This is a genomic window from Phenylobacterium aquaticum, from assembly GCF_947378715.1.
GTDB classification, from domain to species: domain Bacteria; phylum Pseudomonadota; class Alphaproteobacteria; order Caulobacterales; family Caulobacteraceae; genus Phenylobacterium; species Phenylobacterium aquaticum_A.
Map to the genome: position 1 here is coordinate 1 of NZ_CANCLE010000130.1, position 11,591 is coordinate 11,591.

The 11,591-nt window shown below is 66.5% G+C and carries 9 protein-coding genes; 2 read left to right on the plus strand and 7 right to left on the minus strand.

Annotated elements, in window-relative coordinates:
- On the plus strand, positions 1-375 hold a 375-nt coding region (locus Q7P21_RS15370; RefSeq protein ID WP_304177755.1), incomplete at its 5' end, for a serine hydrolase.
- Positions 376-388: 13 nt separating this feature from the next.
- On the opposite strand, the gene purB is transcribed toward Q7P21_RS15370, so the two are convergent.
- The 6 genes from purB to Q7P21_RS15400 form a co-directional block, all read right to left on the minus strand.
- Positions 389-1,768: an adenylosuccinate lyase gene (purB, locus tag Q7P21_RS15375; protein WP_304177756.1), complete on the minus strand. Its 1,380-nt coding sequence runs from the start codon at positions 1,766-1,768 to the stop codon at positions 389-391.
- Positions 1,769-1,960: 192 nt separating this feature from the next.
- Positions 1,961-4,204, minus strand: a complete 2,244-nt coding sequence (locus Q7P21_RS15380) for a transferrin receptor-like dimerization domain-containing protein (RefSeq protein WP_304177757.1) — start codon at positions 4,202-4,204, stop codon at positions 1,961-1,963.
- Between the two features lie 125 nt (positions 4,205-4,329).
- Entirely contained in the window at positions 4,330-7,356 is a 3,027-nt protein-coding gene (locus Q7P21_RS15385; protein WP_304177758.1) for a TonB-dependent receptor domain-containing protein, read from the minus strand.
- Between the two features lie 274 nt (positions 7,357-7,630).
- Positions 7,631-8,104 carry an Lrp/AsnC family transcriptional regulator gene (locus tag Q7P21_RS15390; protein WP_304170990.1) on the minus strand — a complete coding sequence of 158 codons (474 nt, stop codon included), beginning with the start codon at positions 8,102-8,104 and terminating at the stop codon, positions 7,631-7,633.
- 110 nt (positions 8,105-8,214) lie between these two features.
- On the minus strand, positions 8,215-8,565 hold the full coding sequence (locus tag Q7P21_RS15395) for a hypothetical protein (RefSeq protein WP_304170991.1): 351 nt from the start codon (positions 8,563-8,565) through the stop codon (positions 8,215-8,217).
- Positions 8,566-8,793, minus strand: coding sequence for a hypothetical protein (locus Q7P21_RS15400; RefSeq protein ID WP_304170992.1), 228 nt, complete (start codon positions 8,791-8,793; stop codon positions 8,566-8,568).
- Between the two features lie 258 nt (positions 8,794-9,051).
- On the opposite strand from Q7P21_RS15400, the gene Q7P21_RS15405 reads away from it, so the two are divergent.
- Positions 9,052-9,384, plus strand: a complete 333-nt coding sequence (locus Q7P21_RS15405) for a hypothetical protein (RefSeq protein ID WP_304170993.1) — start codon at positions 9,052-9,054, stop codon at positions 9,382-9,384.
- 12 nt (positions 9,385-9,396) lie between these two features.
- Here Q7P21_RS15405 and Q7P21_RS15410 read toward each other — a convergent pair whose 3' ends face one another.
- Complete coding sequence (locus Q7P21_RS15410) at positions 9,397-11,586, minus strand: S9 family peptidase (protein WP_304177760.1); 2,190 nt, start codon at positions 11,584-11,586, stop codon at positions 9,397-9,399.
- Between the last annotated feature and the right edge of the window lie 5 nt (positions 11,587-11,591).

An 11,591-nucleotide genomic window follows, 5' to 3' on the forward strand; every position in this document is an offset into this window, starting at 1 on the left:
GGCGGGACCGGAAACGCCCGCTCGGTGGCCGAGATCCATATGATCCTGGCCAATGGCGGCGTCGCCAAGGGAAGGCGCTTCCTGTCCGAGGCCGGCTGTCGCAAGGCGCTGGAGCTGCAGATCGAGGGGACGGACCTGGTGCTGGGCGCCCCGGCCCGGTTCGGCCTGGGCTTCGGCCTCGCCGGCGGCATTGTGCCCCTGCCCAACCCCAACACCATCTTCTGGGGCGGCTATGGCGGCTCGCTGGTCATCATCGACATGGACGCGCGGACGACCATCGCCTTCGCCATGAACAAGATGGCCAGCACGACCACGGGCGACATGCGGGCCCTGGGGCTGGCCATGGCCAGCTGGCAGGCGCTGGGGGTGGTGTGAGGGGGAGCGCTCCTCAGACCAGATCGACGATCTGCGACGCCAGCCCCGTATAGGTCGCCGGCGTCAGCGCCAGGAGGCGCGCCTTGGCGACGTCGCCGATGTCGAGGCTGCGGACGAATTCGGCGAGTTCGGGGGCGCCGACGCGGCGACCGCGGGTGAGGTCCTTGAGCAGCGCATAGGGGTCGGTGATCTTTGACCGACCGGCGGCGATCTCGGCGCGGACCACCGTCTGGATGGCCTCGGCCAGCACTTCCCAATTGCCGTCGAGGTCGGCGGCCAGCACGTCGGCGGCGAGCGAGATCTCACCCAGGCCGCGCTCGAGATTGTCCAGGGCGACCATGGAATGGCCGAAGGCGACGCCGATGTTGCGCTGGGTGGTGGAGTCGGTGAGGTCGCGCTGCAGCCGCGAGGTGACCAGGGTCTGGGCCAGGGTCGCGAACAGGCCGCCGGCGATCTCCAGATTGGCCTCGGCGTTCTCGAAGCGGATCGGGTTGATCTTGTGCGGCATGGTCGAGGAGCCGGTCGCCCCGGCCACCGGGATCTGGGCGAAATAGCCCATGGAGATATAGGTCCACACGTCAGTGGCCAGGTTGTGCAGGACGCCGCCAGTGTGGCGGACGCGGTCATAGAGCTCGACCTGCCAGTCGTGGGATTCGATCTGGGTGGTCATCGGGTTGAAGCCGATGCCGAGCCCTTCGATGAAGCTCCGGGTCAGCGCCAGCCAGTCGACGTCCGGCTCAGCCGACAGGTGCGCGCCCCAGGTGCCCGTGGCGCCGGAGAACTTGGCCAGATAGTCGGTGGCCTCGATCTGGCGGATGACGCGCTGCAGCCGCCAGACGAAGACGCCGAGCTCCTTGCCCATGGTGGTGGGGGTGGCGGGCTGGCCGTGGGTGTGGGCCAGCATCGGGGCGTCGCGATGGGCCAGCGCCAGGGCCTTGAGCTTGGCGGTGACTGCGTTGAGCTTCGGCAGCCAGACGCGGGCGACGGCGCGCTGGACGGTGAGCGCATAGGACGTGGAATTGATGTCCTCGCTGGTGCAGGCGAAGTGGGTGAGCTCGGCGATGGCGCTAAGCCCCATCTGCTCCAGCCGGTCGCGGACGAGGTATTCCACCGCCTTGACGTCGTGGCGGGTGATCTTCTCGCGCTCGGCCAGCCAGTCGATCTCGGCCTGGCCGAACTCGGTGTAGAGCGTGCGCAGCCGGGCCTTGTCGGTGTCGCCGAGCGGCTTGGAGCCGAACAGGGCGGCGTCGGTCAGAGCGATGAGCCACTCCACCTCGACCTCGACCCGCGCGCGGTTCAGCCCCGCCTCCGACAGATAGTCGGCGAGCTCGGCGACGGCCGGGCGATAGCGGCCGTCAAGCGGGCTGAGCGGCTGAGGGGGCAGTGAGGTCACGGGAACTCCGGGCATGGGTGCGAGGCCGAGCAGGCGGCACGGCTCAATCATACACGCCGGGATTTGAAAAGGGGCGCGTTGCAGCTGGTCGACCAGAAAGGTGGACACGGCCCGCCAGCAGCGCCTCATTCGCCTCAGCCCAGTTCCCCCGGTTCGCCCTGGCGGGCGACCGGGGGATGACGGCGATGGGGATCAGCCGCCGTTGAGCAGCTTGGTCGCGTCGTCGAGTTTGCCGGCATAGGTCTCCAGGACCTGGGCGGTGAGGACGGCGTATTTGTCGGCGTCGCTCCAGCGTTCTTCCTCGATGGCCTCGCGGACGCCGGGCAGGGTCTTGGCGCCATAGCCGGTGAACTTGCCCGGCGCATAGACCAGGTTCTTGTACCAGGGCCGGCCGGGCAGACCGACCTCGGCCGTAAGTGTCTGTTCGAGGCCGCGATTGAGCTCGAACAGCTTGGCCTTGGCGTCGGGCGTGAGGCCCGCGCCTTTGGCGGCCAGGGCCGCGTCATAGGCCTTGGCGCTGCGCTTGAGGTGATCGACGGCATTGTCGAGCGGGGCCAGGTTGAAATAGGGCACGGTGGCCAGCAGGTTCGGCGGGCCGTTGGTGTGGGTCGGGTCGTCGGCCAGCTTATAGGCGCCGGCGGCGATCAGCTTGGCCTGGCTCGCGGCGGCCTCGCGCTTGCCGTCCGCCAGCTTCTTCAGCTCGTCGTTATAGGTCGAGACCGTCTCGGCGAAATTGCCGTAGCGCTGCAGCGGCAGGTCGGCGTCGGCGATGCGCAGGACCAGGCGGCCGCCGGTCTTGGCCAGAGCGCCGGCATAGGCGAAGCCCGGATCCACGAAGCGGCTGTGATGCTCCCAGGTGTCATAGGCCGAGTGATAGACCCCGCCCGAGTCGCCCTCGCCGCCATAGCCGAGGTTGAGCGCCGCGAGACCCAGATGCTCGATGAAGGCGGAATAGTCCGAGCCGGAGCCCAGCGGCCCGATCGGCAGGTCGTGGGACGGATCGGCGGCCATCTTGGCCGCGGCCCGGGCGCGTTCGCCGGCGCCAGGGGCCGAGCCCTCGACCATCAGGGCGGCGCGCAGGCGCTGTTCCACCGAGACGCCGGTCTGGGGATCGGTCACGTCGCCGGCCACCTGGTTGACCAGGTGCTCGTAGGAGTGGCTGCCCTCCGCCCCCAGGAAGCCCCGGGCGTTGCCGTCGGTGTTGATATAGATGACGCCCTTGGCCTTGAGCTCGTCGGCATGGGTCTCGGCCCATTCGGTGGAGCCCAGCAGCATCGGCTCCTCGGCGTCCCAGCTGAGATAGACCAGGGTGCGCTTGGGCTTGTAGCCCTTGGCCGCCAGGCCGCCGATGGCCTTGGCCTCGGCCATCATGGCCACGTGGCCGCTGATCGGGTCCGACGCGCCGAACACCCAGCCGTCATGGTGGTTGCCGCGCAGCACCCACTGGTCGGGGAAGGTCGAGCCCTTCATCATGGCGACCACGTCATAGATGGTCTTGAGGCTCCAATCGGACTTGACCGCGATATGGACCTTGGCCGCGTCCGTGCCGCCCACATGATAGGTGATCGGCAGCGAGCCCCGGAACGAGGGCGGGACCACGTCGCCGTCCAGGGCCTGGAGGAAGTGGGTCGCGTCGCCATAGGAGATCGGCAGGACCGGGATCTTCAGAATGGTGGCGGCGTCCTCGCGCTTCAGACGCTTGGCCTTGTCGGTGGCGCCGACGCCGGGGGTCAGCGGATCGCCCGGATAGAGTGGCATGTCGGCGACCGAGCCGCGCTGGAAGCCATTGGCCGGCCGCGCCGCGCCCTTGGGATAGACGTCGTCCACCGCATAGCCGTCGTCATGCGGGTCGGAATAGATGATGCAGCCGACCGCGCCGTGATCCTGGGCCAGCTTGGGCTTCAGGCCGCGCCAGCCGACGCCGTAACGGGCGATGACGATCTTGCCCTTCACCGACACGCCCATGCGGGCCAGCGCGTCATAGTCGGCCGGCATGCCGTAGTTCACATAGACCAGCGGCGCGGTGACATCACCGTCGCCCTGGAAGGCCACATAGGCCGGCAGCTCATCCTTGGTGCGCGCCGACGAGTCGTCGCCGGGGATCGGGGCCTCGGTCAGGGTCGCCTTGAAGGGCGTAGGCGCGACCAGCTCCAGGCTCTCGCTGATCGGGGTCGGATAGAGGACCTGGAAACTCTCGATATGGGCGTCCCAGCCCCAGGACTTGAACTGGGCCAGGATGGTCTCGGCGTTCTTCTTGTCATGGGCTGAGGAGACGTGGTTCGGCTCCGAGGCCTGATCCTTCATCCAGGCGCTCATCTCCGGCGGGGAGATCTGGGCGTCGAAGCGCTTTTCCAGGTCCGAGGACTGCCCGAAGGCCGGGCCGACCAGGCCCGCAGCGGCGATCAACGCCAGGATGGAAGACGTCGAACGACGCATGGGAATCCCCCGTAACTCTGTGACAAGGCGCGCAGCTAGACACCAGTTTGGGCAGGCCGCAAGGGCGCAAAGAAAGGGCGGCGGATCGCTCCGCCGCCCTGGCCTTTCCGCATGCGCGATCGGCTCTAGAAGGTCGCCGTCACCCCCACGAACAGGGTCCGGCCCAGGAGATCATAGGTCGGATAGGCGTTGGGCGAACCGGTCTGGGCGATCAGCGAGCTGATCGTCTGCGGGTCCTTGTCGAACAGGTTGTTCACCCCGGCGCGGATGGCGAAGTGGTCGGCCACGGTCCAGATGCCCGAGAGGTCCAGATAGCTCACCGCCTTCAGCTTGCCGTCGAACTTGTCCGTGCGGCCATTGGAGAGGGTCGCGTCGGCGGTGTTGGTCTCGAGCTTCGTGTCTCCGATATAGCGCCACTGGGCCGAGAGCAGCAGATCCCATGGGGTCTGCCAGCTGCTGCGCAGGGTGTGGCGCCAGGTGGGATTCACTGTCTGGCAGGTCGGGCCATAGAGCCCCGCGCAGTCATAGGTGTGCGCCCCGGGCGTCGGCTGGAATTCGGCCTTCAGCAGGTAGGAGCCGATGAAGTTGAACTGCAGCGATCCGGTGTCGCCCATGCCGACGGCGTCCAGGTTGACGTTGTAGCTGGCCTGGAAATCGACGCCGGAATTGTGCGCCAGGCCGACATTGACCACCGTGCCGCGGACATAGCCGCCGGTGGCCTGGCTGGTGCCGAACAGGTTGCCGCTGGCCGTCCGCACCACGCCCGAGCAGAACAGCGGATTGCCGGTCGTCAGGCACTGGTTGACGGTGAAGACCAGGGGCACCGAATTGATCTCGTCGGCGACCTTGATGTCCCAGAAGTCGACGCTGCCGGTGAAGCCGGACAGCCAGCTCGGCTTCAGGGTGAAGCCCAGTGAATAGGTGTCCGCCGTCTCAGGCCGCAGCGCCGGATTGCCGCCGTTCAGCACCGCGCACTGGCCGGCGGGGCACTGGACGATGTGGTTGGTGGAGCCGCCATTGCCGTACTGGGCGGCGGTGACGCCGGTGTTCATGCACTGGGCCAGGCTGGCCGCGGCCGGGGTGGCCGCATTGCCGGCGCAAGGGTCGGCCGCCAGCTGGCTGGTGTTGGTGACCGCCTGCGGGTTGAACAGTTCGACGATGTTCGGCGCGCGGATGGCGCGCTGATAGGAACCGCGGAACCGCAGATCCTCGATCGGCGACCAGTCGCCGCCGACCTTGTAGGTGTCCGCCGTCAGCCCGCTGGAATAGTCCGAATAGCGGTAGCCCAGTTCGACGCTGAGGTTCTTCATCAAGGGCAGGTCGGAGGCCACCGGCACGCGCAGTTCGCCGAACACCTCCGTCACGCCGAGGCTGGCGTCGATCGGGGTCGAGGCCCCGCCGAAGCCGGACAGGTCGCCGGACAGCGAAGCGGCGTCGGGAGCGAACCGATAGTGCTCTCGCCGGTCTTCCAGCCCAAGGGCGATGCCGACCGGGTCATTGGCCCAGGGCGACTTGATCCCGTACTTGCCCAGATTGCCGGCCACGCTGGCGGAGACGACCGTCTGTTCGATCGTGCCCTCCTCGGTGCCCGTGGAGTTCAGGTAGTTGATCTGGCTCGCGTTGACCCCGCCCTGGGTGAAGATGTTGTAGGGCACGCAGGCCGCGTCCGCCCCGGTGACCTTGGCGATGCAGGTCGGCGTCCCGCCGACATCGACCACCTGCAGGGCCTTCGCGATGCGCGAGAGGCTCAGGTAGTTGTGGTTCTCCTGGAACAGCGACGTGTAATAATACTGGCCGTAGATGTCGTAGTGGAAGTCTTCGTACTCCGGCACCGCGCCCTTGATCCCGAACACCGCGCGATAGTTCTGGTGCTCATAGGCGCTTGCGCGCCCGCCGCCCTCGATGGCCCGGCGTCCGATCAGCAATTCGACGCTCTGGCCGCTGGCGATCTGGGCCGGGGTGCAGATGGTGTTGGCCTGCTGGGCGCTGAGCAGGGGGTTGTTGCAGTTGATCAGGTCCCCGCCGCTGGGCCCGTTGCCGCCGCCCTCGAACTGGCCGGAGGGCGCGACCTGGGTCGAGGACCGGTCGTTCATGAAGCTGAACTCGGAATAGAGGTTCAGGTTCTTGCTGAAGTCGTAGTGGCCCGAGAAGCCCGCCGAATAGCGGGTGTCCTGGTGCTGCAGGTACTGGAACGGGTTGGAGTTGAAGAGCGCCGGCGGGTCCGAAGTCGCCTGAGGCCAGGTCAGGAACTGATGGCCGACCACCGTGAAGGTGTTGCCGCTATTGAGGTCGATGAACTGGTTTGAATTGGCCGAACCGCTGCAGACCGGCGTCGTGGGGCCGCTGGCCGGGCCGACATTGATCTTGCAGGCCGAATAGTCCCGCGTGCCCTGATTGACCGGATCCTGCCGGTGATAGACCAGATAGCCGGTGACGTTGCCCTTGCCGTCGGCGCCGTTCATGCCCAGCAGGATCGACACGTCGCGGGAGCGGCCGTCCCAGCGGTCGCCGGGGATCGTGAAGCCCTTGGCCTTCAACAACCCCTGGACCAGGTCGTTGTGCTGTCCATGTTGGGCCAGGCCCGTCTGCACATCGATCTGCATGCCGTCGAAATTGTGCTTCATGACGAAGTTGACCACCCCGGCCACGGCGTCGGAGCCATAGGTCGACGAGGCCCCGCCGGTCAGCACCTCGACCCGGTCGACCAGTTGGCCGGGGATCTGGTTCAGGTCCGGCGAGGGATTGTTGTTACCGGAGTTGGCGTCACCGATGCCCAGGCGGCGGCCGTCCACCAGCACCAGGGTCCGCTGGGGCCCCAGGCCCCGCAGGTCGGCGGTCGAGATGCCCCCCGGCGAGGAAAGCGGATTGGAGGTGCCGGAAAAGTCCACCTGACTGTTCTGGTATTGCTGGGGCAGGTTATTGACCAGCTCGATCACGTCGGTCTTGCCCTGGAGCTTGAACTCCCTGTCCGTGATCACCTGAACCGGGCTGGTGCTGGTCAGGTTGGGGCTCGGAATGCGCGTTCCGGTGACCACCACCTCCTGGACTTCGTTGTCGGCGGCTTGGGCCGGGTTGACGGCGAGGACAGCGAAGGCCGCCCCACAGATCATCGAGGAGGCCAGTAGGCGCTCCCGCATGGCTTTGGTTTTCAAGGTCTGGATCCTCCGGCGGCCCGCCGCGTCAAAGACGACGAACGGCGCCACTCCCCACAACAAGATTTGGTCCCGAGCCCGGAAGTCGAACTCGGTTACATGGGAGTTACGATCGGATCAGATAATGCGTCAACGACGTCACAGAATTGATCATCTGTTATCTGAATTATGTCTCGCCGAAGACACAAATTACGCTTTATCTATTATTAGATAAATTGATTTCATATCTGCAAGTATTTTGTAGATGGGAATTTATACCCTTGGGCGGTCGCTCTCAGGGCAGGAGGGGCAAGGCCATGCTCATCTTGGCCCGCCGCTTGACGAAGCTGGCCTCATAGCGCCGCACTGCGGCGTGGCCGGCGACATGGGCGTCGGCGAAGGCGTTGAACTCCTCCATGCTGCGGAAGGTGGCGACGCAGGCGATGTCGTAGACTCCGGAGATCTCGAGGCAGACCTGGACCTGGGGCGAATTGACCAACTGGTTGCGGAACTCGCTGACCGCCGGCGGCGCATGGCGTTCCAGTTGCACGAGCAGCAGGACCGAGATTCGCTCTCCGGTAAGGTTGGGCGCCAGGATCGACACGTCGGCGGAGATCACCCCCGAGGCGCGATAGCCGCGGATTCGACGCAGTATGGCCGAGGGCGACAGGTGCACGCGCTCGGCGAGATCCTGGGCGCTGGCCTGGTTGTTCTCCTGCAGGATCGACAGGATCTTCAGGTCGAGGCGGTCGAGTTCGAAGTCCGTCACCCGATCCCCTCCCCCGGGCATGGTCGCTGTTGAAATCCGTGGCGCGCTGCCCGACGAAACACCTCGGAGCCCTGTCCGGACCAGTTAACTAGAGTTCATCTGGTGGGAGCTCAGCGCGCGATGACGATCGCCTGGCGGATGACGTCGTCCAGTCGAGCCTGGGCCTCGCGGCCCTGGTCGGTCAGCAGGATCACCCGGCTGCGGCCATCCTTGGGATTGAGAAAAGCTTCCACCAGCCCCAGGGCCGGAGGGCGGGCCCATTCCGACCCCGGCGGCCCAAAGGTCCGAATGCTCCGCGACGCGGTCGGCTCGGTCATCCGGCTGACATAGGCCAGCTCCTGGACGCTGAGCCCCTGGTTCTCGCAGGTGTAGAGGAAGGTGATGATCTCGTTCACCGTGACAGCCGGGCTGAGCGCGCGAAAGAAGGACAGGCCCTCGAGCAGGGAATCCCTGGGCCGCATCTAGGGCCGCTCGAAATAGTCGTTCAGCCGCCCGGTGGTCGCCGAGCGCGGCAGGGCGCGGACCATGGGCTGGGATTTCCGCTGTCGGCGCTCACGCATGCACAGGGTCGCCTCGGGATAGGCGTCCTTCACCAGCTTCAGAATGTCCTCCAGGCGGCGCTGGTGATCGGCCGCCGCGACATAGTCGTCCACGGTGAGCTCGACGGAAATCTGGCCCCACAGCTTCATAACTCGCCTCGTGCTGGTTGGTGTCTGACAGGCAACCAAACTAGGCGTGTTTTGGCGCTTGTTCTGAGCGTTTCAGATGTACAGTTTGCGCGATTGCTTCATTCTGGCGACAGAATTCGCGCTTCAAGCGCGCTGTTACGCCGTTGGTACAGTTATTAAATATCTGTAATGTTACATGTGCAGTGACAATTGCTTGATCAGTCGCGCAGATTCGCCCATCTAAGAGTTGATATACGCATCATTACAGGAAATTTATCCATGCGTCGCCGCAACGCCATGCTGGAAGCGCTGGAGTTGCTTCGGGAGGCTTATCCCGCCTTCACGGTCAGCCAGTTGATCGCCTTGCTGCATATCGCCGACGAACAGACCCCCCTGCCGATCCCGGACCTGAGCCGGCGGGCGGACATGTCCAGCAACCTGGCCTGGAAGGCGGTGCGCATCCTGGCCCAGTCCGACGACGGGCCGGACCTGGTGCGGGTCCGCCGCTGGGCCATGCGGACCATCGTGGCGGGCGAACTGACCCCCTCGGGTCAGCGCCTGTGCGCGGCCCTGGACGACATCATCACCGAGGCGGTGACCATAACGCCCTGAGGACCCAAGGGCTCAGGGCGCCGGCGCAGGCGTCAGCTTGCGGGCGAAGAAGGCGAGGGTCGCCTCGGTCCGGTGCTTCAGATGGGCCTGGGTCCAGCCGGCCCGATGCCGCAGACCTGGATAGAGCATGGTCTCGAAGGCGATGGCCTTGGCCTGCAGCGCCGCCATCAGCCGGGTCGAGTTGTCGAAGGTGACGTTGTCGTCGGCCATGCCGTGCATCAAGAGCAGGCTGTCCGGCTTCAGGCCATCGACCCGCGCGGTGACTTCCGAGCCCGCATAGCCGGCGGCGTTGTCCTTGGGCGTGCCCATGTAGCGCTCGGTATAGTGGGTGTCATAGAGCGTCCAGTCGGTGGGCGGGGCGCCGGAGACCCCGGCCGCGAACGGCGTGTTGGGCGCCGTCAGCAACATCAGGGTCATGTAGCCGCCGTAGGACCAGCCGGTGATCCCGATCCGCGCCGGGTCCACATAGGGAAGCGACGTCAGATATTTGGCGCCCGCGATCTGGTCGGCGACCTCCCAGGTCCCGAGCTTGCGGTCGATAGCGGTCTTGAAGGCCACCGAGCGGTTGGGCGTGCCGTGATTGTCCAGGGTGAACAGGATGAAGCCCGCCTCCAGATAGAGCTGGTCGGCCGGGTCGTTCCAGATCTTGCGGACGAGCGCACTGCCCGGTCCGCCATAGACCTTGACGATCACCGGATAGCGCTGGGCCGGATCGAAGCCCGGCGGGGTGCGCATCATCCAGTTGAGGTCGGCGCCGTCGCTGGCCTTGATCGCGCCGAAGCTCGGGGTGCGCAGGCGGGGTGCGTAGGGATAGTAGGGATGCCCCTCGGCCAGCCTGTTCTCCTCGATCCAGCGGACCAGGGTCCCGTCAGAGCGATAGACGCCGGTCTGGGGCGGGGTGGCCGGATCCTCATAGGTCCCGGCGAAGGCGCCGCCGGCCTTGGCCACCTTCACCGTCCACCAGCCGCCCGCCTTGGTCAGGGCCCGAGGCTGACCGGCGGCCTTGTAGGAGACCTCATAGAGCCGTCGCTCGGTCGCGGTGTCCTTGTTGGCGGTGAAGATCACCACGCCGCGCGTCTCGTCGACGCCCTGGATGGCGTCGACCGGCCAGTCCCCCTGGGTCACCTGGCGCACCAGCTTGCCGCCGGGGCCGTAGAGATAGAGATGGTTCCAGCCCGACCGCTCCGACGACCACAGGAAGCCCCCGTCCTTCAGGGCCCGGAAATCGTCCGACAGGTCGATCCAGTGCGGGCTCACCTCGCTCAGCACCAGATGGGCGGCGCCGGTGGCGACATCGACGGCCAGCAGGTCCAGGCGACGCTGGTCACGGGCCTCGCGCTGCACATAGAGGGTCTTGCCGTCGCGGGCCCAGTTCACCCGGGCCAGATAGATGTCGGGGTCCGCGCCGAGGTCGACCTTGATCCGTGCGCCGGTGGCGACGTCGGCGATATAGAGATCGACCCGCGCATTGGGACGACCGACCCGGGGATAGCGCTGGCTGACGATGGTTGCGCCCGCCGGTCCGATATCGGCCCGCTCAACCACATCGACACCGGTCTGGTCTACATGGGTGAGCGCGATGCGGCGCTCGTCCGGGCTCCACCAATAGCCGGTCTGGCGCGCCATCTCCTCCTGGGCGATGAACTCCGCGGTCGCCCAGCTCTTCAGCTCGCTCCCGTCGGTGGTCAGCGCCTTCTCCGCCCCGCCGCCAGCCGGCAGGACATAGAGGTTGTCGGAGCGCACGAAGGAGACGAAGCCGCCCTTGGGCGAGACCTTGGCGTCGATCTCGTCGTCGGTGGTGTTGGTCAGCCGGCTGACCTGACCGTCGGCCCGGCTGTAGAGCCACAGATCGCCCTCGACCGGGACCAGGATGAAGCGGCCCTGGTCGTCCCAGTCATAGGCCACCACGCCCCGGGTCTGGACGCCCTGGCGTTCACGGCGGCTCTTCTCGGCCTCGGACAGTTCGCGGTCCTTGGGGATCAGGGCGCGGGCGTCGATCAGCATCCGGGGCTCACCGCCGGCCACATCGGCGGCCCACAGGTCGGTCATGCGCGGATCATCGGCCTTGGCCTTCAGATAGGTGGCCAGCGTCCCGTCCGGCGACAGGCTGACGCCTCGGGCCCGGGGCCCCGACAGATCCGGCGCGGCATAGACCCGCGCGGCCGTCAGCTTCTGCGCCTCAGCGGAACCCGTCATCGTCATCCCCA

Bases quoted from the DNA above. Each gene is read 5' to 3' on its own strand.
- Q7P21_RS15380 (WP_304177757.1), bottom strand. From the start codon at position 4,204: ATGCGTCGTTCGACGTCTTCCATCCTGGCGTTGATCGCCGCTGCGGGC.
- Q7P21_RS15395 (WP_304170991.1), bottom strand. From the start codon at position 8,565: ATGCGGCCCAGGGATTCCCTGCTCGAGGGCCTGTCCTTCTTTCGCGCG.
- Q7P21_RS15400 (WP_304170992.1), bottom strand. From the start codon at position 8,793: ATGAAGCTGTGGGGCCAGATTTCCGTCGAGCTCACCGTGGACGACTAT.
- Q7P21_RS15405 (WP_304170993.1), top strand. From the start codon at position 9,052: ATGCGTCGCCGCAACGCCATGCTGGAAGCGCTGGAGTTGCTTCGGGAG.
- Q7P21_RS15410 (WP_304177760.1), bottom strand. From the start codon at position 11,586: ATGACGATGACGGGTTCCGCTGAGGCGCAGAAGCTGACGGCCGCGCGG.